General features: G+C 70.4%; 8 protein-coding genes and 1 pseudogene. 4 read left to right on the top strand and 5 right to left on the bottom strand.

Annotated elements, in window-relative coordinates:
* Window positions 1-345 precede the first annotated feature (345 nt).
* From ACIA8Q_RS32235 to ACIA8Q_RS32220, 4 genes are all read left to right on the top strand, one after another.
* The gene (locus ACIA8Q_RS32235) at window positions 346-2,019 is read left to right on the top strand and encodes an endonuclease NucS domain-containing protein (RefSeq protein ID WP_396318188.1); all 1,674 of its coding nucleotides are present in this window, start codon (window positions 346-348) and stop codon (window positions 2,017-2,019) included.
* A 20-nt stretch (window positions 2,020-2,039) separates the two neighbouring features.
* Window positions 2,040-2,762 carry a hypothetical protein gene (locus ACIA8Q_RS32230; RefSeq protein WP_396318190.1) on the top strand — a complete coding sequence of 241 codons (723 nt, stop codon included), beginning with the start codon at window positions 2,040-2,042 and terminating at the stop codon, window positions 2,760-2,762.
* Window positions 2,763-3,149: 387 nt separating this feature from the next.
* A complete protein-coding gene (locus tag ACIA8Q_RS32225; RefSeq protein WP_396318187.1) occupies window positions 3,150-7,994 on the top strand; it encodes an NACHT domain-containing protein in 4,845 nt (1,614 codons plus the stop codon).
* Window positions 7,995-8,920: 926 nt separating this feature from the next.
* On the top strand, window positions 8,921-9,508 hold the full coding sequence (locus ACIA8Q_RS32220; RefSeq protein WP_396318186.1) for a TetR family transcriptional regulator: 588 nt from the start codon (window positions 8,921-8,923) through the stop codon (window positions 9,506-9,508).
* 7 nt (window positions 9,509-9,515) lie between these two features.
* Here ACIA8Q_RS32220 and ACIA8Q_RS32215 read toward each other — a convergent pair whose 3' ends face one another.
* The 5 genes and pseudogenes from ACIA8Q_RS32215 to ACIA8Q_RS32195 all read right to left on the bottom strand — a co-directional run.
* A complete protein-coding gene (locus ACIA8Q_RS32215; RefSeq protein WP_396318185.1) occupies window positions 9,516-10,202 on the bottom strand; it encodes an O-methyltransferase in 687 nt (228 codons plus the stop codon).
* Between the two features lie 4 nt (window positions 10,203-10,206).
* The gene (locus ACIA8Q_RS32210; RefSeq protein ID WP_396318184.1) at window positions 10,207-11,037 is read right to left on the bottom strand and encodes a thioesterase II family protein; all 831 of its coding nucleotides are present in this window, start codon (window positions 11,035-11,037) and stop codon (window positions 10,207-10,209) included.
* 86 nt (window positions 11,038-11,123) lie between these two features.
* Window positions 11,124-14,408, bottom strand: a complete 3,285-nt coding sequence (locus tag ACIA8Q_RS32205) for a type I polyketide synthase (RefSeq protein WP_396318189.1) — start codon at window positions 14,406-14,408, stop codon at window positions 11,124-11,126.
* A 101-nt stretch (window positions 14,409-14,509) separates the two neighbouring features.
* Window positions 14,510-20,155 (bottom strand): type I polyketide synthase, encoded by a 5,646-nt coding sequence (locus tag ACIA8Q_RS32200; RefSeq protein WP_396318183.1) that lies wholly within the window; start codon window positions 20,153-20,155, stop codon window positions 14,510-14,512.
* A 35-nt stretch (window positions 20,156-20,190) separates the two neighbouring features.
* Window positions 20,191-25,092: pseudogene (locus tag ACIA8Q_RS32195) on the bottom strand (type I polyketide synthase); the annotation flags it as partial.

Below are 25,092 nucleotides of genomic sequence, written 5' to 3'. Positions count from 1 at the left end.
CGCGCTACGACAAGCGCGCCTACGTCTTCCACGGCACCATCGTCGTGGCCTCGATCCGCCTCTGGCTCAGACCGTGATCCGCCGGACAGAACCTAACCGTCCAGCACCCGCTTCAACCCTCTGGTCACCTTCGCACGGCTGGCGAAACCACACGCCGGCAGGTACGGCGCTTGCCCTCGCTTGTCCCAGGTGTGGTCGGCGCGTGGCCGTCGGCAAGCTCGGTCGGGACGCGGCTGGCCTTGTTGAAGCGGACGTTCGCGCCTTGGCGCATGGCGAGGTGCCCGAGGGCTTGGGTGATGTAGGTCTTGCCCGCCCAGGGCCGGACAGGATGACCGACTCGCCGGCGTGGAGCCAGGGCAGGGTGGCCAGGGTCCCGCCGCCGCACTATGTCAGCGCGCAGCGCTACTGTTTTCGCTTGTGACGTCGTTACTCGAAAGTGAGCTTAGGGATCGCCTGGCAACCCAACTGGAGGTTCTGGAGCCAGGCTTGAGTCTGGTCCGATGCGAGTTTCCGCTGCGCGATGCCCCACTCGAGACGAGGGGCCGGATCGACATCCTCGCTCGCGATCGACACGGGCTCTGGGTGATCATCGAGCTGAAGCGCGAGAGGTCCAGTTCGCGTCAGGCGCTGCACGAGATCGCGAAGTATGCGGAGCTGCTCCAGCGGGACAAGCAGCTTGCCCCCGATCGCATTCGTGCCCTCATCGTTTCGACTGACTGGACGGAACTGCTCGTTCCGGTGAGCAACATGGCCCGTGACTGGAGCCATGACCTTCGCGGCTACGAGCTACTCGTGGATGTCGATGGTCGACTCAGTGCTGACCGTGTCGCGCTCCTGCCCGAGTCGCCCGAGCGGTATGTCACGCCCGTGCATGGCATCTACCTCTATGCGAGTCCCCAGGAACGCGACCGAGGATGGCGGCAGATCCGACAGATCGCGGCTGAGGTCGGTGCAACCAACCTGCTGGCTGCGAACTTTGATCGCGTGGGCGCCCTGAACACGGTTGTCGCGCACTATGGGCTGTATCTGGGCATCGGTACGGTGCAGCCGGCAGATGTCAGCCTGGAGCTGGCAGAGGATGAGTACTCGTCGGACCCCTACGCGGTGGAGCACCCCGCCGAGTACCAGGCGTTGTGTGAGATCAATGCGCGCGTTCGCTGCGTGGATGTGGAGTCGGCGTTCCCCGGACTGCTGGGCAATCTGCTGACTGACCCCAACTGGGAGGTCACCGGTTATCGGGGCACTGGAGCGTTCGCTGAGACAAACGGGGTACACGAGGAGCGCGACTGGCTGCGCATGCTGTCAGGTAACGATCGCGGTGACGGTCACTTCACGTTCGCTGGGTCCGCCAACCCGCGGATCGCCACCCGTTGGCGAAGCTTCGTGAACCAGGCTATGAACAGCCTCGGCGGCAATCCGGCGTGGGAGACGCTCGTGCGAGCGTGGCTTGAGCGGGTTGCGCAGCAGCCGGGCGACGTCGATGTCACGCTGCTCGTCTACAACCCGTGTGATCTCGTGCAGACCATCGTGTACGGCTGGCCGGACGAGCTGGACCGGTGGCAGCCGAGTGTCATTGCCACTGCCGAGTTTTCCGACGGCACCCGGTCTGTTGCCCAGGGCATGCTGTGCGCGGACGGTTACGGGGCTCCAGGTTTCCTCGACATGGTCCACTTGGTGTACCGCGATCCGATCAAGTGGATGACGACTCAGTACGGCGGTGTCACCTGGGAGTACGACCAGGACTTGCTCGGCCTTTTGGGCTTGCGCCACGCGCTGCTTGAGATCGTTAGCGACGGCCCGGGATCACCAGCTCCCGAGGATGAACGTGGACTCTGGCTGGTCGGGGATGGGCAGCCGATGCGCATTTCATCCGACGATCCGGAGAAGTTCATTACGGCTTGGCAGAGCCTCTGCTACAACGGGCGCCTCATGACTCTCCGAGGGTTCCTCACCGCGCATCGCCACGAAGTTGATGCGCTCCGTGCCGAGTACCTCAGCTATATGGACATACGGCGTTGATGGAGGGCGGTGTGAACGCAATGCCGGACGACTTCCCGGTCCCGGATCTCGACGCGGTGCTCAGCCAGGCGATCCCCTTTGACAAGAACCGCTGGATCCCCTTGCTGCCTGACGCCACATGGTGGCCGCCCGAACTGAACGACTGTCCGCGCGTGGCGCGATGGCCGCGTGTCGACCGGCGGACCGTGTTCTCTATCGCCTGCCGCGCTGGGACGGCCGAGACCAACCGGCACTTACTCGTTGCCGCGCTCGTTTGGGGTACGGGCACCAAGGCCCGTGGGGTCCAGCGACGAGGTCAGATCTTTGCCCACATCTCCGCTGCGGAGTTCGACGCGCGTCTCGGTGCGGCGCTGACGGCACTTCGTGAGAAGGGGGCAGCGGAGGCGTATTGGGCACTTAACAACGACCACAAGATCCCGCATCTGGGGCCAGCGTTCTTCACCAAGGTGCTGTACTTCGCTGGTGGCGGGGCCGTGCCAGGGCCTCACCGTCCGCTCATCCTCGACAGCTTCGTCTCGAGTGTGCTCAAGGAGCTTGAGCTTGTCGATGAGAGATGGCCCGATAGCGGCTGGAAGACGAACCAGTACAGGCAGTACCTTGGTGTTGTTCACGACCTCGCGCGGCAACGATCCGTCCGGCCTGACCAGATCGAGGTGGCGCTCTTTCGCCGCAGCAAGCACAAAGTACTTCTGGATCGGACCGGTACTCGGAAGTGTCGTACGGGAAGCGCATCGGCGTGGTGATCCGCCGCTGACGGCGCTGGTGGTTCGTGTCGACGACGGCATGGTCGGCGACGGTTACGACGAAGTCCTCCGGGTGTCCGGTCTGCTGCCCGCTGCCGACGAGCTTGCCCGGGAGAACCACGCTGCCGAGGCGCGCCCCGCGTGCTACGGGTCTGTCCAATGGACAGACCCGACAGCTCCGCTCCTCGGGCGCCGTGGCCGCGGCTCCGACAGCCCAGAGCGCGCTCGTGCTGGGAGCCAAGTTGAGGGGCGCGCAATGAGGTTGCCGCGCGTGAGCTGCGCAGGCGCTCACCTTGGTGGCAGGATGAGCGAATGGCAACTGGGACTCGGGACGATGCCGCGCTGACGTATCTCGGGACGCCTCCCGAGGGCTGTGGAGAGACCCCAGTGAGCACACGTCCGCAGCGACTGCGACTCGGTTCCCTCGCGCCCCGGGACTTCGAGCGCCTGTGCCACCGGCTGGCACGCCTGCAGGGTGCCGTGGAAGACGTCAGGATCTTCGGCGTCCCGGGCCAGGCCCAGGACGGCATCGACCTCTACGCCCGCCGGCACGACGGCACATACGCGGTGATTCAGTGCAAGCGGAGCAGTGACGCCTTCACTCCCGGCGAGATCACCGAGGCTGTGGACAAGTTCCTGGCAGGCGAGTGGGCCGCAACGGCCAAAGAGTTCGTACTCGCGGTGACTGCCGACCTGGAACCCACGGGCACCGCACGGCGCATTCAAGAGGAGCAAGAGCGTCTCGCGAAGAAGGGCATTGGCTTCAAACCGTGGGACGAGGCAGAGCTAAGCGCTCTGCTGAAGGACGAGCCGAGGCTGGTCGACGACTTCTTCGGGCGTGAGACCGTGCGCGTGTTCCTGGGGGAGAAGGTCGCACAGTCGTTGGAAGGCCGACTCGACGCTGGCGATGTGATCGAGTACCGGCGCGTGATGGGGGAGCTGTATAAGGAGGTCTTCGGCCGCCTGGAGCGGGGCGTGTACAGCGATGCCCACCACCTCCCCCTGGATTCCCGCTTCGTCATGCCCGATGTGGTCGTCTCCGACGCTGCCTGGCCAGCCTTCGCATCGCTGACGCCCCCTGCCGTCCAGAAGGCAAGCGTTCCACCCCCGTCCTCATGGTCGAACCGATATTCGCCGGACATCCCGGCGGCTCTGGAGCGCATTCCGGGAAGCCCAACGCAGACGGCGCCAGCTGTCGGGAACCGGGTGGCAGTGGCTGACTGGCTGAACTCGGGCACCTGGCATCTCGTGATGGGCCACCCTGGTGCCGGTAAGAGCGCGCTGCTGCGCACGCTCGTACTGGACACTCTCACCGACAGCCCGCGGGAACTGGGCCGACTCGAACGGTTCGATGCCGTGCTACCAGTCTGGCTGCCATTTGCCTACTGGACCGGTGCGGCAAAGCAGCAATCGACCGCGCCCAGCGTGCTCCAGGCGGTCCGGGCTTGGCTTGACGCCTACGACCACGGGCATCTCTGGCCGCTCATCGAGAAGGCGCTGGGCGACGAACGCCTGCTACTCGTCGTCGACGGCCTGGACGAATGGGCGACGCCTGATAGGGCTCGGCAGTGCCTGGAACGGCTCGAGATCTTCGCTTCCACCAAGAAGGCGAACGTCGTCGCCTCCTCTAGGCCCTTCAGTACCGCGGACCTCCCTCTCGACCAGCAGCGGTGGCGGATCGCGCGACTCGCCCCGCTCAACCAGGACCAGCAGCTGACATTCATCACCCTTTGGCTCGCGCCGGTGAATGAGCACCCCGACCAGCAGGCAAATGAGTGGGCAAGCGAGATCCGCAGCTTGCCACACTTGCGAGAGCTGGCGGACCTGCCGTTGTTCCTCGCGCTGCTGCTGCGCAGCCGCGAGCAGAGGGCGGAATTCCCCGAGGACCTCTACGCCGTTCTCAACGAGGCCGTGGAACGGATGATTGGCGACCACCGCAGGCGCAAGATCGACACTTCCCAGATATCCGACCAATTCCCCCGGGCCTCAGACATCCGCAAGGTCAGCGCGAGCGCCGCGGAGCACATGCAGGAGCAGTCCGTGATCAGCATCAGCGATGACGAACTGCGCAGCACGTTCCGCTCCACACTGGCCGACAGCATCGGCTATCCGCCTGACCAGGCCCACGCGATGGCGCAGGGTCTCGTCGATGCACTCAGCCCCGGTGTCGGGCTGATGGTCCGCCCGGCCCCGGACGAGACTCAGTTCTTTCACCGCTCCGTTCTGGAGTTCCTTGCCGCCGAGCGCATGCTGACCCTGGACCATGAGGCGCTGATCGCGTTGATCTGCGACCATGTAACCGACCGGCGCTGGGCGCTCGTGATCCGCTTCCTCCTGCGAGGCCTGATCCGCCCCCAGGAGATCAAGGCAGTCTTCGATTCCCTGGACGAAGCCGGCAAAGACGACCCGCTGCTGCGCGAGGCCGCTAGCCTGCTGGCGGCCGATGTGGCCGTCGGCGCCGGAGCGACCGACGCTCCCACCAGGCGCCAGCTCCTCGATCGGGTAAGCCGAGAGATCGAGTTCGGCGACCGCCTCTCCCACCGGCTGCAACTGCTGAGCAGACTCGTTCCTGGCCTGTCACGCCCCGAGACCCGCGACGACCTCATGGTGAGGTTCTCCACCTGGCTGCAAGCCTGCGCACTCACCACGACGGCCAGTGCACTGGAGGCAGTAGCCGAATGGCCCGCAGACGAAGAAACCCTGGACCTGCTGTGGCATGCGCTGCACCGAGACGACAGCAGAGCCCAGCGAATGGCAGCCGGCCTGCTCGGGACCAAGTTCGCCACAGACGACACTGTGGCCCAACGCCTCGTTGGCCTCGCTGAATCAACCCTGTGCTACGACCGACGCGCCGCAGCCATCGAGGCACTGTCGACGGGATGGCCGCACCACCCGGGCCTGGAGGCGCTGATCGCTTCAGGCATCGCACATCCCGACTACGCGGTCCGGCGCGCCTCAGTGGCAGCCGACCTGCACCGCGGCGATTCCGACACGGACCACCGTGCGGCCCTGATCGAGCTGCTGCGATCCGCACCGCGGCACTCGGCGTGGTCCGAGGGCGTCATGGAGCTGATGTTCGACAGCTATCCGGACGACCAGACGATCTTCGATGCCTTCGAGCCGGACGCAGACCCCGCTCAGCACGAGCGCTTTCGCTACGGCTATTCCGAGGCTCCCTCCACCCTGGTCATCCTGAAGGGCTACGCACACTGCCCCGAGGCGCGCCAGTATCTGCTGTACCTCCTCTCGGCTGAGCGCCCGGACGCCGACACCCATGGCCTGCTGACCGACTATCTGCCCTGGAACCAGCTGGCACAGGCATTTCGATCAGATGGCGAGGTGGTCTCTGCAGTAGAGGCATTCATCCGCGCCCAGGCATCCCCCTCGCTGCGCGATCTCTACTTCTTCTCGCTCATCGCACGCACCGACTGGGTCCGCGACCAGATCATCGCCCGGCTCGATAACTTCGGCGCGGGCTGGGCAATCAGAGCTCTTCTTGACGGCTGGCCGCACGACCCGGTGGCCCGCCAGGCCCTCAACGACCTGGTCACTTCCGAAACGGTCCCTGACCCGGCGATCGGCTATCTCCCTGACATCGTCGCCGATCCCGTCAAGGCTCTGGACCTCCTGGCTGCAGTCGCCCCGAAGGCTTCGAACCAGGCAGCTGTCATCGAGGCGCTCGGCCCCCTGAACCAACAACTCAACGCCCCCGATTCACGAGTCGCCGACCTGCTCGCCCAGGCCCTCACCCAGGGGCAGCGCACGTGGTTGTCAGATCCGGAAGCAAGTGCCTTCGTCCACTTCCCCACAGACCAGCAAGTACGCCAAAGGGCTCTGGACCGTCTTGACCAACCGGAGGCTCCCTTGTGGGCCATCGGATACGGGTTTCGCGACGATGCCGAGATGCGACAGCTGCTGGCCGCACGCCGACCGCTGAACGCCCCACTGCGCGCTCGCCTCGTCGAGGAACTCGGCGAGCTTCCCGCCGGCGACGACACGGTCACCACCATCCTCGCGCTCTACCGCACCGAGACCGACTCAACCGTCCGTCTACTTGCGGCAGCCGCTTACGCGCGAAGGCTTCACGAGGCTGGCGCCATCCCGGAACAAGCGATAGAAGAGTTCACCCAAGAAATCCTCGCGACCGGCATGGACCACGAAGGCCGCAGAGCGGCCGGCTTCTGTGCCCTAGCAGAACTCGGCCAGCTTCATCAACTGACCAACCTCAAGGACGCCAACGGCAAGCCAGTCGTGATTCAGCATCCAATCGCGAACCGGCAGGTCTTCTTCGGATTCGTGTGCAAGCACTGGAACGCCATCAAGGACGCATTCGGCTCTGACCATCTCAATCGCCTGAGCCCCTACAGCCCCGCGGGCACAGAACTCATTGCCGAGATCCTTGCAGTCGCCCACGACTACCCCGAAACGTACCCTGACCTGGCTGGACTCCTTGATCAGTACCCGCAGACTAGGACCAGCGCCGCCGGGCTTAGCTATCTCTCGCGCACCAAGGCGCCCGTCGAGACACTGCGTGACGCTGTCTTTTCCGCCCTCCAAACGGGATCTACGGCCGCTATCGGCGGCTTCTATCCCGTCTGGATGACCCTCCACGTCCTCGTCGAGGATCTCGCCTCCGACCCGGAGGTTACTACCTGGCTTGACGATGTCCTGGCGGAACTGCAGGCGTACACCAGCCGCGGCCCCGGAGCCCTGCCGTGGCTGCCGATTGGTACCGCTGCCGCCATCGCCCGCCTCAGGCCCGACCACCACCTCGTCACTGAACTCGTCAGCGCCCACAAGCGCCCGGACGAGGGCCCATGGCACGCCTTCCCCCAGTGGTCCGAGCTAGGAGCAGCCGCAGCCAAGACCGCACAGGAAATCATCGAGCACGCCCGAGCGGTCACGCGGATCGTGCTCCTGAACGACCTGCCCGCAGAGGTCATCCACCAAGCACTCACAGCCCGACTGCGACAGACTCCGTCCCTAGCCACTGACCTCGGGAGCCTCCTGCCTCAACTCGACGGTGCAGATCGAGGGACCGTCATCCGCCTTCTCGAACGGAGCGGACATATCGACCGTAAGCTCGATGCTTGGCTGCGCGAGATCGCCCGAAACGGCGCTCATCCTGCCGACGCTACATTTGACCCGCTTACCGCGCAGACGCGCAACATCGTGATGCTCGCACGGGACATCCTCGATGCCAGTCTCGACCTGACCGGAATCCTCCCATGATAGGTGGGGTGAAGAAGCGATACGGAATCCCTGGATTCCCGGTACTGCCTCCATCACCGGACTCGCTTTCACTTCTTGCGTTGTCCCTCAAGTCGGGATCGGCGGCACCTATGACATGCGCGCAGTGAGGTCCTTGAGCCAGGTGAGCCGCGGTGAGGACGCTCACCGCGGCTCACCTGCCTCTCACATGCCTCTCACGGACTGGATGTCATGAGGTGCGATCAGGCGTCATGCGAGGTGGACCAGATGGACTCAGATCTGAACGAATCGGACAGGAAAACGATAGCTGCACTTGTTTTCGACCGCTGGGGGTCAAGGGGTCGCAGGTTCAAATCCTGTCGTCCCGACGTAAAGTCGCAGGTCAGAGGCTGTTTTCCTCTGACGATGCGACAGCGTCGATGTGAGCCTCTCACAACTTCTCACAATGGCCTGTACTTGATCTTGTCAAGTGCGGGCCATTCTTGGTTCCCTTGCGGACTCGTTTGGGTCATGTGGGAGGAAGGTCGGCGCGCAGGGCCCGACGGAAAAACTGCAAGCGACGCATCCGTACCCAGGAGGCCGCTGGCGGCAGTCTTGCCAACCTCCCGATACCCGAACCGGTTCGAGCTCCGCGTCGCATGGCGGGCACCTCTGGTAGGTGGTGACTTCATGGTGGTCAAGCGAGGGTGTCGCGCAGGCCCGGCCGAATGGACGGCCGCATCATGTCGCTCAGCGGCGTCCGTGCCGTGTCGGTGAGGGCGGGCCGGGAGCGCTGAGCCGGCCTCTCGCAGGCGGTTGCGCCGTTTTCGCAGCCGTGAGACTCCCTCTTGAGAAGTTGCATCCCCCTTGACAGGCTTCAAGCGTCCATGCGCTCCCCGTGCGATCGTTCAGCAACGTGAGATTGGCCAGGGCGCTCTCGCGTATTCGTGGTAGGAGAGAGCAAAAACATGACCGTTCGACTCGGACTGTGGGAGAGGAAGAAGAACAAGACGCGGCAGTTGGTGCAGCGGGAGGGCCTCAGGCTGTTTGTCGAGCAGGGATATACGAACACGACCGTGGATCAGCTGTGCGCTGTGGCCGAGATCTCGCAGAGCACGTTTTTTCGTTACTTCCCCACGAAGGAAGACGTGGTGTTCGGCGACGACTACGGTCCCTTCCTGGAGGAAGCCATCTCGCGTCGTCCGGTCGACGAACCTGTCGTAGAGGTATTTCGGAGCGCAGTTCTCGACCTGCTCGACCGGCGGGTCAGTCAGGATCGGGACGCCATGCTGGCCCGCATCAAGTTGGCGGCCGAGGTTCGGGCGTTGGGCACTCGCATGCGGCAGTTGCAGCAGGAGTGGGTGGTCGCGCTTGCCGCCCTGCTGGCCGGACGAGTCGGCCGGAACGAACGCGATGACAGCTTTCGGATTGCTGCAGCGGTGCTCGTCGCGGTCGCCAGTGAGGTGTTGCTGTACTGGGCGGAGCAGGACGGCCAGCCGGACCTCCGCGAGCTGTTCACGCGGGCGATGGACCGGCTGGCCGATATGACGGTGTGACGGGGCCCTACCGGGCCGGCATCGCGCGTCGGCCCCGCTTGCGGGCCAGGGTGATCCCGTCCGCCATAACGAGCAGACTGAGGTCCACCCGGTCGTCGTCCCGCAGTTTCTCGTTGAGATCGCGGATCGCCTGGGTATCGCTGTCCTGGACGGTTGGGTCGATCACTCGGCCGAAGAACAGGGTGTTGTCGAGCACGATCAGCCCGCCGGGCCGGACGAGGCGCAGGGCGCTCTCGTAGTAGGACGGGTAGCCGGCCTTGTCCCCGTCGACGAAGACGAGGTCGAAGCTCTCCTCGCCGCGATCAGCACGCAACAGCTCCAGGCTCGCGGCCGCGTCGCCGACGATGGGCTCGATCCGGTCGGCCACCCCGGCTCGTTGCCAGTACGGGGTTGCCACCTCGATCCACTTCGGGTTGATGTCCAGGGTGACGAGCCGCCCGTCGAAGGGGAGCGCCCGGGCCATGCAGAGGGCGCTGTAGCCGGTGTACGTGCCGATCTCCAGCACGGTGGTCGCGTTGGTCAACTGGACCAGGAGAGCTAGCAGTTGTGCCTCCTCTGCCATGACCTGGAGCGAAGTCCCGCCGGGGAGTTCGTTGGTCAGCTCGCGGAGTTCAGCCAGGATCGGATCGTCGCGGAGGGACACCTTCGTGACGTAGTGGAGGAGCTCGGCGGTGAATTCGGTCTGGTGGGCCATCGTCTCACTTCACGGGTCGGGAGGCAGGGGACAGGAAACCGTCGACGAGCGCGATGGGCTCCTCGGCGCAGGACGGTGGGTAGCGCTTCAGTAAGTCGGCCATGGTGTCGAGGAATTCGAGGCGGTGGTCCTCCAGGTAGAAGTGGCCGCCCCGGAAAACCCGCAGTTCGAAGGAGCTGTCCGTGGTGGCGGCCCACTCACCGGTCTCCTCGACGCTCACGCGCGGGTCGCGGTCGCCGGTGAGCGCCACGACCGGGCAGCGCAGCCGGGGGCCGGGCCGGTGACGGTAGGCGCGCAGCGCCGCGTAGTCCTCGCGCAGCGGCGGCAGGAACATCGACAACAGGTCGGGGTCGGTCAGCAACCGGGTGTCCGTGCCGCCGAGTTCGACCAGTTCCTCGACGAACTCGTGGTCCGCGTGGAGTTCGCGCACCGGACGGCGGCTCTGCCGCTCGGGTGCGCGCTGGCCGGAGGCGATCAGCAGGTCCGGGAAGGAGCCCGGGTGCTGCTGGAGGCGGCGAGCCACTTCGTAGCCGACCGTCGCGCCCATGCTGTGGCCGAAGAGAGCGATCGGGCGGTCGCGGAACGCGGCCAGCTCATCGACGATCTGATCGGCCATCGCGTGGATGCCGACCTGCCGGACCCGCCGCCGGTCCTGGCGGCCCGGGTACTGCACGACGAGTACGTCGACGTCTGCCGCCGAGGCCAGTGCCTCGGACAGCGGGAAGTAGGCGCTTGCGGAGCCGCCGGCGTGCGGGAAGCACACCAGCGTCCGTCGGGCTTCGGGCCTGGCGTGGAACCGCCGGAGCCAGCCAACCCCGAGGTGGGGGTCGTTCATCGGATCCTCGTTCCCGATCTTAGGATCGTGTGGTTCGGGTGCGTCTTGAGGAAGCGCGTCGTCAGGGGTCACGTCGTGAGGGAGCGTCACGGCCGAGCGGCCGTGAGCGGACGGGCCTGCTGCAGTTCCTCGTCCAGGTGCCGGGCGATGTCGTCGACGGTCGGGTAGTCGTACGCCAGGGTCGGCTCCAGCTCCAGCCTGAGCTGCTCGCCGAGCCGGCCGCGCAGTTCCACGGCCATCAGGGAGGTGATCCCGATGTCGAGCAGCTCCGCCGTGGTGTCGATGGCGCCGGGCGATTCGTGCCCCAGCACCTCGGCCACGGTCGCCGAGGTCAGCTCCCGGAGCGCGGCGTAACGTTCCTCTCCGGACAGCGCGGTGACGTCCAGGGTCTCCGGGGCGTACGCGGTGGGCTCCTCCTCGTCCGGGGAGTACAGGGCCAGTGCGCCGAGGACTTCCTTGAGCGGAGCCTCCGGGCTCAGGCCCAGCAGCTCCGCTGCGGCCTCGGGCCCTTGCTCGGAGGCGGTCCGCCAGAAGCGCATGACCGGGTCGGACGGCTGCGTCCCGGCGCCGGCCGCCGCAGGGGTGACCGCGTCGAGCCAGTAGCGCCGCCGCTGGAACGGGTAGGTCGGCAGGTCCACGGGGGTGCCCGCCGGGCCGCCGCCCAGGGCCGCCCAGTCGACCGGGGTGCCGCGGACGTGCAGCCGGGCCAGGGCGGCAAGCGCGGTGGCGGGTTCCGGCCGGTCGCGCCGCAGAGCCGGTACCGCGGCCACCGGTCCGGCGGACGGAAGGCCGGCCAGGCAGGCCGGCACCATCGAGGCCAGGATGCCGTCCGGGCCGAGTTCCAGGAACGTACGGGTGCCCTCGGCGGCCAGGCTGCGGACGCCGGGGTGGAAGCGCACCGGCTCGCGGACCTGCCGCACCCAGTACGCCGGATCGGTGAGTTCCCCGTCGCGGGCTGGTCGGCCGGTCACGTTGGACACCACCGGAATCCGCGGCGGGCTGTAGGACAGCCGGTCCGCCACGGCCCGGAAGTCGTCCAGCATGGCGTCCATGTGGGGGGAGTGGAACGCGTGGCTGACACGCAGCCGCCGCATCCGGCGGCCCTGCTGTCCGCCCCACGACTCGGCCTCCCGCACGGCGTCGAGGTCACCCGAGACCACCGTGGAGGTGGGGCCGTTGACGGCGGCGAGGGCCAGCCGACCGGCTGTGCGGGCCAGCAGCGGCTGCAGCTCGTCTTCTGTCGCCTGCACGGCAAGCATGGCGCCAGAACCAGGCCGCAAGCCCTGCATCAGGCGTCCGCGTGCTGCGACGAGTCCCGCGGCGTCCTCCAGCGACCACACCCCGGCGACGTGAGCGGCGGCCAGTTCGCCGATCGAGTGGCCGATGACGAAGTCCGGCTGCGGTACGAACCGGTGGAACCAGCGGTAGAGGGCGACCTCCACGGCGAACAGGGCGGGCTGGGTGAAGTCCGTCCGGTTCAGCAGACCGGCCTGCTCCGAGCCGGGCTCGGACCAGAGCACCGTGGTGAGCGGGACCTCCAGGTGCCGGTCGACCTGGGCCAGGACCTTGTCCAGTTCCTCGGCGAAGGACGGGAACGCGCGGTACAGCTGCTGTCCCGTGCCGAGCCGCTGCGATCCCTGTCCGGAGAAGAGCATGGCGAGGCGGCCGGGCGAGCCGGGCTCCAGCGCTCCGCGCACCACCGAAGGGGACGGCTGGTCGGCGGCCAGCCGTTCCAGGCCCGTCAGCAGCTCCTGCCGGTCGCCGCCGATGATCACGGCTCGGTGCGGGAAGAGCGTTCGGGTCGTCGCGAGCGCGTGCGCGACGCCGACGGGCGGCAGGTCCGGACGGTGCGTCAGCGCCTCGTGCAGCCGGTGGGCCTGCGCCCGCAGTGCCTCAGGGCCGTTCGCGGACAGCGGCAGTCCGAGTACGGCCGGCTCGTCGCCGCTGCGCGTCGCGGGTGCGTGAGCGGCCGGAGCGGCTGGCGCGGCCGGATCCGGGAGCGGCTCGGGGTCGTACTCGACGATGACGTGCGCGTTCGTTCCGCTGACCCCGAAGGAGGACACACCGGCGCGCCGCGGGCGACCGGTCTCCGGCCACGCCACCGCCTCGTTGAGCAGGGCGACCGTCCCGTCCGACCAGTCGATGAGCGGGTTGGGCTCGCTCGCGTGGAGGGTCTGCGGCAGGAGGCCGTGGCGCATCGCCATGACCATCTTGATCACGCCCCCGACGCCGGCCGCGGCCTGAGCGTGGCCGATGTTCGACTTCAGGCTGCCCAGCCGGAGCGGCGCCTCGGGGGTGTGCTCCGTGCCGTAGACGGCCATGATCGCCTGGGCCTCGATCGGGTCGCCCAGGGTGGTGCCGGTGCCATGCGCCTCGACGGCGTCCACCTCGCCGGCCGACAGACCGGCGTCGGCCAGTGCCCGTCGGATCACCCGCTGCTGGGCGGGGCCGTTGGGCGCGGTGAGCCCGCTGCTCGCACCGTCCTGGTTGACGGCAGTGCCGCGCACCACCGCCAGGACCCGGTGGTTGTTGCGCCGGGCGTCCGTCAGGCGCTCGACCAGCAGCAGCCCGACGCCCTCGCCCCAGCCGGTCCCGTCCGCGTGCGCCGAGAACGCCTTGCAGCGGCCGTCCGGTGCCAGCCCGCGCTGGCGGCTGAACTCGACGAACGGCCCGGTCGTCGACATCACCGTTACGCCGCCGACCAGCGCCATCGAGCACTCGCCGCGCCGCAGGGCGCGGGCGGCCAGGTGCAGGCCCACCAGCGAGGAGGAGCACGCGGTGTCGATGGTCACGGCCGGGCCCTCCAGCCCGAAGGTGTACGCCACCCGGCCGGAGGCTACGCTCGGTGCGCTGCCGTTGCCGAGGAATCCCTCGAATCCCTCGGGTGCGGGCTGCAGGCGGGAGGCGTAGTCGTTGTACATCACGCCGATGTAGGTGCCGATATCGGCGCCGCGCACGCTGCGCGGGTCGATGCCGGCGCGTTCGAACGTCTCCCAGGCGCACTCCAGCAGCAGCCGCTGCTGGGGGTCGATAGCCAGCGCCTCGCGCGGCGAGATGCCGAAGACGCTCGTGTCGAAGTGGCTCGCTTCGGAGAGGAAGCCGCCGCCGCGCGTGGTGCACTTGCCCAGGGCGTCGGGGTCGGGGTCGTAGAGGTTCTCCAGGTCCCAGCCCCGGTCGGTGGGGAACCCGGAGACCGCGTCCACGCCGTGGGACACCAGTTCCCACAGGTTCTCGGGCGAGCGGACACCGCCGGGGTAGGCGCAGCCCATGCCCACGATGGCGAGGGGCTCCTGCTCCCGGTCCCGCAGCTCTCGCAGCTGGCGCCGGGTCTCGCGCAGGTCGATCGTGGCCCGCTTGAGGTACTCCATCAGTTTCTGTTCGTCAGCGATCATGCTGTTCTCGGCCATTCAGCACTCCCAGCTCATGAGATCACCGGTCCCGCTGGACCGATCGGGATTGACGGAGGCGCGGTTCACAGGGCGTCGAGCAGGTCGAACAGCTCCTGCGCGCTCGCCGAGGCGACGTCGTCGTCGGGGGTTTCCGCCTCGACGGTGCCCTCGACCTCCCGGAGCAGCGCGCGCAGCCGGGCGGCGGTGTACTGCCGCTCCTCGTCCGTCGGCGGGTGGTCGGCCAACAGGTCAGCCAGGGTGTTGAGTTCCTGCCGCAGCCGGTCCGCTTCGTGCCGCCCGAGGTCCGCGCTGAGCTGCTCGCGCATCAGACCGGCCACGGCCGCCGGGGTGGGGTGATCGAAGATCAGAGTGGCGGGCAGGCGAAGACCGGTCGCGCGGCCGAGTCGGCCCCGCAGGTCCATCGCGCTCAGCGAGTCGAAGCCCAGGTCCAGGAACCCGCGGGTGGTGTCGACCGCCCCGGCGTCGGAGTGGCCGAGGACGGAGGCCACGGTGGTGGCGACGAGGTGGCTCAGCTCGGCGTCGAGCTCCTCCTCGGACAGCGTCGCCCACCGGTCGCGGAGTTCGACGCCGTCCTTCGTCCGGTCCGTCGGCGCGGCGGTCCGCGGGGCCGGAGCCAGGCCCCGCAGGACGGCCGGGAGCAGCCCGGCGTTCGCCTGCCCCCGCAGGGCCGCCCGGTCGACCCGCATCGGCACGAGCACGGTGTCCGACGCGGTGGCGCCGAGCGCGGCGTCGAACAGTGCCAGGCCCTCCGCCTCGGTGAGCGGCAGCAGACCGGCCTTGGCCATGCGCTGGGTCTCGGCCTCGCTCAGCCGCCCGGCCATGCCGTCCTGTTGGTCCCACCAGCCCCAGGCGAGCGAGATCCCCGGCAGTCCGGCCGCCCGGCGGTGCGCGGCGAGCGCGTCCACGGTGGCGTTGGCGGCGGCGTAGTTGCCCTGGCCGGGGCTTCCGAGGACGCCAGCCGCCGAGGAGAACAGGACGAAGGCTGAGAGATCCAGCCGGCGGGTGAGCTCGTGGAGGTGCCACGCCCCATCCGCCTTGGCCCGCAGCACGGTGTCGAACCGCCCGGCGTCCAGGGAGGCGACCGTGCCGTCGGCCACCACGCCCGCGGCGTGCACGACGGAGCGCAGCGGGTGCTCGGGGGCGATCGTCGCCAGCAGCGCGGCCAGCTGGTTGCGTTCCGCCACGTCACAGGCTGCGAGGGTGACCTCCGCCCCGAGCTCCCGCAGCTCGGCGCGTAGCTGCTCGGCGCCTTCGGCCTCCGCACCGCGACGGCTGGTCAGGACGAGGTGGCGGATGCCGTGGTGGCGTACCAAGTGCCGGGCGAGGGCGGCTCCGATCGCCCCGGTGCCGCCGGTGACGAGCGTGGTGCCCTCGGGGTCGAGATACGCCTCGCCGAACGCCGTCCGGGCGGCCGGCGCGAGCCGGGGAGCGAACAGGCGGCCGTCACGTGCGGCCAGCTGCGGCTCGTCGCCCGCCAGGGCGGCCGCAGCCAGACCGGTCGCACTCTCCGGGGTCCGGTCGGCCGGTGCGAGGTCCAGCAGCACGATCCGTCCGGGGTACTCCGCCTGCGCCGAACGCACCAGACCCCAGACGGCGGCCTGGGCCGGGTCCGGTACCTCGGCATCGGTCGTGGCGACGCCGCCCGCGGTGAGGACGACCAGCCGGGACGCCGTCAACCGGTCGTCGTCGGCCCAGTCGTGTAACACGGCCAGGACGCGGTCGAGTTGCTCCCGTACGGCCTCGGCCGGTGCGGTGGTCGCCGCCGGGCGCGGAGCGAGCGGCAGCAGGACGACCGGCGGAGCCGGCCAGCCCGCGTCCATGGCCGCGCGCAGCGCGCGGAGCTCTGCGAACGGCTCCGGGGACGACCGGTCGGACGGGTCGGCGGAGAAGGCGACCGTGGGGTCCAGCACGGCCCACTGGTCCGGCAGCGGCGCGTCGGCCGCTGCCGGGACCGGCGTCCAGTCGAGCCGGAACATCGAGCGCTCCACCACCGGCGGCGCGGTGACGAGGTCCCCGAGCCGGGCCGGTCGCAGCGTCAGGGCGTCGATCGAGCCGATCGGGGCACCCGAACCGTCGGTCACCTCGACCGAGACCGCGTCGGCCCCGGCCGGACGGAACCGGGCCCGCAGGGTGTCGGCGCCGCCCGTCCACCAGGAGACGCCGGTCCAGGAGTAGGGCAGGCCGTAGCGGCGCATGGTCCCGTCCGGGCCGGTCTCCGCCAGGGCCCCGAGCGCCACCGGCCGCAGCAGGGCGTCGAGCAGCGCGGGGTGGACCGTGTACGAGGCGGCCTCCTGCCGTGCCTCCTGAGGCAGGGAAGCCTCGACGAACAGCTCGTTCCCCGAGCGCCAGGCCGCGCGCAGCCCCAAGAAGGACGGGCCGTAGCCGAAGCCGGTCTCGGCAAGGCCGTCCAGCAAGTCGTCCAGGTCGACCTCGGCCGCCCCCTCCGGTCGCCGGACATCGCCGCCGGGACGGGCGGCGGTGTTGGCCTGTGCCGAGCGGGGCTCCAGCAGGCCCTCGGCGTGCGCGGACCACGGCAGGTCGGCCTGCGGGTCGTCGGCCGGCGCCGCTGCAGGGCGGCTGTACAGCGTGAACGCCCGGACACCCTTCTGCTCAGGCTCCACGACGAGCTGGATCGCGATCCCCGGCCCGTCGGGCACCACCAGGGGGGTGCTGACGGTGAGTTCGGCCACTCGTTCGCAGCCCAGCCGGCGGCCGGCGCCGGTCACCAGCTCTACGACGGCGGTCCCGGGCACGATGGCGGTGCCCTGCACCGTGTGATCGGCCAGCCACGGCTGCCGCGCGAGCGATAGCACGGAGGTGAACACGTCGGCCCGCCCGTCGGCCAGCGGCACACCGGCGCTCACCAGCGGGTGGTCCACCGTGGTGAGACCGGCGGTGGCGAGGTCGGCGGAGCGTGCCTGGTCGTCGAGCCAGAACCGCTGACGCTGGAAGGCGTAGGTCGGCAGCGCGACCCGGCGGGGGCGGTGGTCCGCCAGCACGGCGGACCAGTCCACCCGTCCGCCCTGGACGTGCAGCGTGGAGAGCGCGGTCAACAGCCCCTGCTCCTCGGCACGGTCGCGACGCAGCGCCGGCACGACGGTGTACCGGTCGGTGCGCTGCTCCTCCGGCAGGCACTGCTCGACCAGGGCGGACAGCGCGGCGTCCGGTCCGATCTCCACGAACCGGTCCACCTGTTGCCCGAGCACTGTGCGGATACCGTCCGCGAAACGCACCGGCAGCCGTACGTGACGGGTCCAGTAGTCGGCGGAGCAGAGCTCGTCGGGGCCGGCCGGCCCGCCGGTCACGTTGGAGACGATCGGGATCGTCGGCGGGTGGTACGTGACACGCTCGGCGACGGACCGGAATTCGGCGAGCATCGGCTCCATCAGGGGGGAGTGGAACGCGTGGCTGACCTTCAACCGGTGCGTCTTGCGCCCGAGTTCCGTCCAGTGGGCCGCGATCGCCAGCACCGCGGACTCGGTCCCGGCGATGACGGTGGTGCGCGGCCCGTTCAGCGCGGCGATCGCGACATGCTCCTCGTGCCCGGCCAGGACCGGCAGCATCTCGTCCTCGGACGCTTGGACGGCGACCATGGCACCGCCGGCCGGGAGGGCCTCCATCAGCCGCCCCCGGGCCGCCACCAGGGCGGCGGCGTCGGGCAGCGACAGCACCCCGGCCGCAGTGGCGGCGCTCAGCTCGCCGATCGAGTGGCCGATCAGCACGTCCGGGCGCACGCCGAAGCCCTCCAGCAGCCGGAACAGTGCCAGTTCGAACGCGAAGAGGGCGCTCTGGGTCCAGTTGGTGCGGTTCAGCAGCTCCGCCTCCGGGGTGCCCGCGTCCGCGAACGCCACCTCGGCCAACGGGCGGCCGAGCAGCGGATCGAGGTGTGACGTCACCTCGTCCCAGGCCGCGGCGAACGTCGGGAAGCGGCGGTGGAGGTCCCGGCCCATGCCGGGGCGCTGCGCCCCCTGACCGGTGAACAGGAAGGCGGTCTTCGCCTCCGGGCGCACCGATCCCAGCACCACGTGCGGTGACGGGCGGCCCTCCGCCAGGGCGGCGAGGCCCGCCAGGAGTTCGTTCTCGTCGGCACCGAGCACCACCGCGCGCTGCTCCAGGGCGGGGCGGGTGGTCGCCAGCGAGTGGCCGACATCAGTGGGGGTGCTGTCGCGGGCGGCGGCCCAGCCGTGCAGCCTGCGGGCCTGGGCCCGCAGGGACTCCGGCCGGTCGGCCGACAGCGGCCAGGGGACCAGGGGCGCCGCGGCGGGCCGGTCCGTCGGCGTCGGGGCGGCGGCCTCGGTCTCGGTCTCGGCCTGCGCCGGAGGCTGCTCGATGATGACGTGGACGTTGGTGCCGCTGACCCCGAACGAGGACACCGCCGCCCGGCGCGGCTGTCCGGTCTCGGGCCACGGGGTCGCCTTGGTGACCAGCCGGACCGCGCCGGAGTCCCAGGCCACGTGCGGTGTGGGCTCGGTGACGTGCAGGGTCTTCGGGACGGTGGCGTGCCGGATCGCCATCACCATCTTGATGATCCCGCCGAGGCCGGCGGACGCCTGGGTGTGGCCGATGTTGGACTTGATCGAGCCCAGCAGCAGGGGGTGCCGGTCGGCCCCCCGCTGCCCGTACGTGGCGAGCAGGGCCTCGGCCTCGATCGGGTCACCGAGCCTGGTGCCGGTGCCGTGGGCCTCGACCACGTCGACGTCGGCGACGGTCAGCGCCGCGTCCCGCAGGGCCTCGCGGATTACCCGCTGCTGGGCCAGGCCGCTGGGTGCGCTGAGCCCGTTGCTGGCGCCGTCCTGGTTGACCGCGCTGCCGCGGACCACGGCCAGGACGTCGTGCCCGAGCCGCCGGGCGTCGCTGAGCCGCTCCAGGACCAGGACGGCCACGCCCTCGCCCCAGCCCGTGCCGTCGGCGTCGGCTGAGAACGCCTTGCATCGCCCGTCCGGGGCCATCCCGCGCTGGCGGCTGAACTCGATGAACGCCCCCGGTGTGGCCATCACCGCGACGCCCGAGACGAGGGCCATCGAGCACTCGCCGTCGCGCAGCGCCCGGCCGGCGAGGTGGAGCGCCACGAGCGACGAGGAGCAGGCCGTGTCGACCGTCAGCGCGGGCCCTTCCAGGCCCAGGACGTACGACACCCGGCCGGAGGTCACCGCCGGGGAGCCGCCGGTCAGCAGGTAGCCCGCGAGGTGCTCCGGCACCTCCTCGTGCACCCGGGGGCCGTAGTCGAGGGCCCGGCCGCCGACGAAGACCCCGGTGCGGCTGCCGCGCAGGGTGAGCGGGTCGATCCCGGCGTGCTCGATCGCCTCCCACGAGGCCTCCAGCAGCAGCCGCTGCTGGGGATCCATCGCCAGCGCCTCGCGCGGTGAGATACCGAAGAAGCCGGGGTCGAACTCCGCGGCGTCGTGCAGGAAGCCGCCCTCCCGGGTGTAGGTCGTGCCGGGCCGGGTGCTCTCGGGGTCGTACAGCGCATCGACGTCCCAGCCGCGGTCCCGGGGGAACGGTGTCAGCGCGTCGACGCCGCGGTCCACCAGGTCCCACAGCTCGTCGGGGTTGCTGATCCCGCCCGGGAACCGGCAGCTCATGCCGACGATCGCGATCGGCTCCTGGGCGGCATCGGCCAGGTCGTGGTTCTGCCGGCGCAGCCGCTCGTTGTCCTGCAGGGCGACCCGCAGGGCCTCCACGACCCGGTCGGTGGACGTGGCCGTCATGTTCTTCTCCGCTTCCGTGTTCGATTCAGCGCCGGTCACGAGCCGGCCTTCTGCAGGGCCATCGCGATCAGGGCCTCGGCGTCCATCGAGCCGATCTGCTCGGCCTCGGCCGGCTGGGGGGCCAGCTCCTCAGCGGAGCCGAGCCGCAGCAGTTGGTCGAGCAGTCCGGCCGCCCGCAGCCGGTCCATCGGGATGGCGGCGAGCGCACGGCGGACCGCCTGCTCCTCTTCGTCGGCGGGGCCGGCAGGGTCGGCTTCGGCGGGCATCAGCAGCTCGCGCAGCCGGCCGGCCAGGGCGTTCGGCGTCGGGTAGTCGAAGATCACCGTGGTGGGCAGCGGCAGGCCGGTGGCCTTGCGCAGGCGGTTGCGCAGTTCCACGACGGTCAGCGAGTCGAAGCCCACCGCCTTGAACGCCTGGCCGGGGGCGATCCGGTCGGTTCCGGTGTGGCCGAGCACGGTGGCGGCGTGGGTGAGCACGAGGTCGAGCAGGCGCCGGTCCCGGTCGATGCCGGACAGGGCCCGCAGCTCCTCCCGGAGCGGCAGGCCGCCGTCCGTCCGCTCCTCGTCGGAGGGTGCGTCCTGACCGAGCGCCAGCCGGACCTGCGGCAGTTCGTCGAACAGCCGGCTCGGGCGGGCGGCGGTGAAGGCCGGTGCGAAGAGCCCCCAGTCCATGTCCGTGACGACCAGCGAGGTCTCGTCGCTCTCCAGCGCCTGTTGGAGGGCGGCGATCGCCCGGTCCGGGTCCATCTTCCAGATCCCGCGCCGCCGGATCTGATCCTCCATCAGGTCGTTCGCGGCCATCCCCTCGCCGCCCCAGCCGCCCCAGGAGATCGCGGTGGCGGGCACGCCCTGCGTCCGCCAGTGCTGGGCGAGCCCGTCGAGGCAGGAGTTGGCGGCCGCGTAGGCGCCCTGGTTGCCACTGCCCCAGGCGGCGGCGATCGAGGAGAACAGGACGACCGCGTCGAGCTCGGTGCGGTCCACCAGGTCGAGCAGGTTGCGGGCGCCGGCGACCTTGGCGGCGAGCACCTGCGCGAACTCGTCCTGGCCGGTCTCATCGATCGGGGTGAACTGCCCGACACCGGCGGTGTGCACGACGGTGCGGATCACCGATCCGTCCGCCGTGACGCGGGCGATCAGGTCCGCCAGCGCCGTACGGTCGGTGGCGTCGCAGGCCGCCACGGTCACCCGGGTGCCCATCTCCTGTAGCTCCGCCGTCAGCGCCGCGGCCCCGGGAGCGTCGGCCCCCCGCCGGCTGGTGAGGACCAGGTGCCCCACGCCGCCGCGGGCCAGCCAGCGCGCGACGTGTGCGCCGAGCGCACCGGTGCCGCCGGTGACCAGTGCCGTACCCCGGGGCGTCCAACGGCGGACCACCGGGCGGTCGGCGGCCGGCGCGGGAAGCAGCCGGCGGGCGAGCAGCGCGGTGGCGGACACCACGACCTGGTCCTCGCCACCGGTCTCCGAGAGCACCCCGGCGAGTCGACGCCGGGCGTCCTTGTCCAGCGGGTCCCGAAGGTCCACCAGGCCGCCCCAGCGGCGTGGGTACTCCAGGCCGACCACCCGGCCCAGACCCCAGACCTGCGCCTGATCCGTGCAGACCGCCTCGTCGGCGTGTGCCGCCACGGCACCGTCGGTGACGCACCACAGCGGCGCCTCGATCTCCACGTCGCCCAGCGCCTGCACCAGCGCCAGGGTGCCCGCCACGCCTGCCGCCAGGAGCGGGGACGCCCGGTGCGCGCGCCGGTCGAGCGCCAGTAGGGACAGCACACCGGCGAGCGGCTCCGCGGGGGCCTCGCGCAGCAGCGCGGCCAGGTCGGCGCGTTCGGCGGACACCGTGTCGACGATCAGACGGACCGGACGTGCTCCGTGCGCGGCCAGGGCGCTCAGCGCCGCCTCGGTCTGGGCGTCGCCCTCGTGTCCCGCGGGCACGACCACCAGCCAGTTGCCCGACAGGGCCGGGGCAGGTGCGTCGACCGGCCGCCAGCCGATGCGGTAGCGCCAGGCATCGAGCCGGGACCGTTCCTGCTCCTGCCGGCGCCACGCAGACAGGACCGGGACGACGGCCGCGAGCGCGCCGCCCTCGTCCTCCTGGCCCAGCCCCAGAATTTGGGCCAGGCCGGCCGCGTTCCCGTCCTCCACCGCCTGCCAGAACCGCGCGTCCGAGGGGCCTTCCGGCCGTGCCGCAGGCGCGGCCGGCTGGGGCTCGGCCCAGAAGCGTTGGCGCTGGAACGCGTACGTCGGCAGGTCGGCGGCCGCCGCTGGGTGACCCTCGTGCACCGCGGACCAGTCCAGCGCGACGCCACCGGCCCACGCCTCGGCCACCGAGGTGAGCAGGCGCCGGGCGCCGCCGTGTTCGCGCCGCAGCGAGCCGATCACCGCGACCTCGACCGACTCGTCCTCGGCCACCTCCAGCAGCGAGGGGGCGAGCAGGGGGTGCGGGCTCATCTCGATGAACGCTCGGTGACCCTGTGTCAGCAGCTCACGGGTGGCGCGCTCGAACTCCACCGGTTCGCGCATGTTCCGGAACCAGTACGCGGAGTCGAGCCCGGCCGTGTCCAGGACGGAGCCGGTGACGGTCGAGCAGAACGGGATCTCGCCGCTCTGCGGGCGGAGTTCGTCCAACTCGCTCAGCAGGCTCTCGCGCAGGACGTCGACCTGGGGGGAATGCGACGCGAAGTCCACCCCTGGAAGCGGCCAGCGCAGCACGCCGAGGGAGGACAGCCTGGCCCCGAACTCCTCCAGAGCTGCTGGGTCACCGGACACCGTGGCGGTGGCCGGCCCGTTCACCGCGGCGATTGCGATCCGGTCGCTCCACGGCTCCAGCCACTCGCGGACCTTGGCCGCGGGAGCCAACACCGAGACCATGCCGCCGTTGCCCACCAGCCGTCCCCACAGCCGGCTGCGCACCGCGATCAGCCGCGCGGCGTCGGGCAGGCTCAGCGCGCCGGCCACGTAGGCGGCGGCCACCTCGCCCTGGGAGTGGCCGACCACGGCGGACGGCTCGACACCGTAGGCGCGCCAGGCGGCGGCCAGCGACACCATGACGGTGAAGAGCAGCGGCTGCACGACGTCGGCGCGGTCGATCGACGGGGACCCGGGCACATCGCGGAGCACGTCCCACAGGGACCAGTCGAGGTAGGGGGAGAGCGCCTCGACACACTTCTCGGCCTGCTCGCGGAACGCCGGGTTGGTCTCCAGCAGGTCCGCGGCCATCCCCGGCCACTGCGAGCCCTGGCCCGGGAAGACGAAGACTGACCGGCGGTCACCGCCCGCCACCCCGGTGACCAGGGACGGTACTTCGGCGCCCTCGGCCAGCGCGGTCAGGCCCGCGGTCAGCTCCGCCAGGTCCGTACCGACCACCACCGCCCGGTGCGACAGCGCGGCGCGGGTGGTCGCCGAGGCGACGCCGAGGCCGGCCAGGCCGGCTTCCGGGTTCGCCCGGACGTGGTCGCGCAGCCGCCGGGCCTGGGCGCGCAGCGCCTCCGCGCCGTTGCCGGAGAGCGGGACCGGGACGACGGCCGGGGGCGACTGCGGCTCGGCGGGCGCTTCCTCCGGGTCGTCGGCCGCCGGCGCCTCCTCCAAGATGACGTGCGCGTTGGTGCCGCTGATCCCGAACGAGGACACCCCCGCGCGGCGCGGCCGGTCACCGGCCGGCCAGTCCACCTGCTCGGTGAGGAGCCGTACGGTGCCCGGCGACCAGTCCACGTGCGGGGACGGCGCATCGACGTGCAGGGTCTTCGGCAGCGCGCCGTGCCGCAGGGCCATGACCATCTTGATGACCGAGGCGGCCCCCGCAGCAGCCTGGGTGTGACCGATGTTCGACTTCAGTGACCCGAGCCAGAGCGGCCGTTCCGCACTCCGGGTGCGCCCGTAGGAGGCGAGCAGCGCCTGCGCCTCGATCGGGTCGCCCAGCTCGGTGCCCGTGCCGTGCGCCTCGACCACATCCACCTGGTCGGCGGAGACCCAGGCGTTGCGCAGGGCCTGCTCGATCACCCGCTGCTGGGCCGGGCCGCTCGGGGCGCTCAGCCCGTTGGTCGCGCCGTCCTGGTTGGTCGCCGAGCCGCGAACGACGGCCAGCACGGGGTGTCCGAGCCGCCGGGCCTCGGACAGCCGCTCGACCAGCAGCACGCCGGCTCCCTCGCCCCAGCCGGTGCCGTCGGCCCCGGCGGCGAAGGCCCGGCAGCGCCCGCTCGGGGACAGCGCCCGCTGCCGGCTCAGCTCGACGAAGGCGCCCAGCGTGGGCATCACCGACGCGCCGCCGACCAGCGCCATGGTGCACTCGCCGCGCCGCAGCGCGTGAACGGCCAGGTGCAGCGCCACCAGCGACGACGAGCAGGCGGTGTCGACGGTGACGGCGGACGCCTCCAGACCCAGGGCGTACGCCACTCGCCCGGAGGCCACACTCGTGGTGGTCCCGGTCAGCAGGTGGCCGCCCAACTGCTCGTCAGCCTCCTGGAGCCGGGGGCCGTAGTCCTGAGAGATCACCCCGAAGAAGACGCCGGTGCGGGTCCCGCGCAGGGCGTGCGGGTCGATCCCGGCCCGCTCGACGGCCTCCCAGGAGGTCTCCAGCAGGAGCCGCTGCTGGGGATCCATGGCGGTGGCCTCGCGGGGCGAGATGCCGAACAGCTCGGCATCGAACCGGTCCGCGTCGTGGACGAAGCCGCCCTCGCGGACGTAGCTGCGGCCGGGCGCGTCCGGGTCCGCCGAGTACCAACCGTCCAGGTCCCAGCCGCGGTTGCCGGGGAACGGGCCGATCGCGTCCCGACCCTCTTCGAGCAGCTGCCAGAAGGACTCCGGCGAGTCGATGCCGCCGGGGAAGCGGCAGCCCATGCCGATGATCGCGATGGGCTCGCGCTCGCGGGCCTCGGCGTCGTCCAGTTTCCGCCGCGCCTGCCGGAGGTCGGCGGTGGCGCGCTTGAGGTAGTCGCGGAGCTTTTCCTC

The sequence above is a fragment of the Kitasatospora sp. NPDC051705 genome, assembly GCF_044453265.1.
GTDB lineage: Bacteria > Actinomycetota > Actinomycetes > Streptomycetales > Streptomycetaceae > Kitasatospora.
Note: the sequence above shows the minus strand (reverse complement) of the source record. Positions and strands in the feature narration are given on the sequence as shown.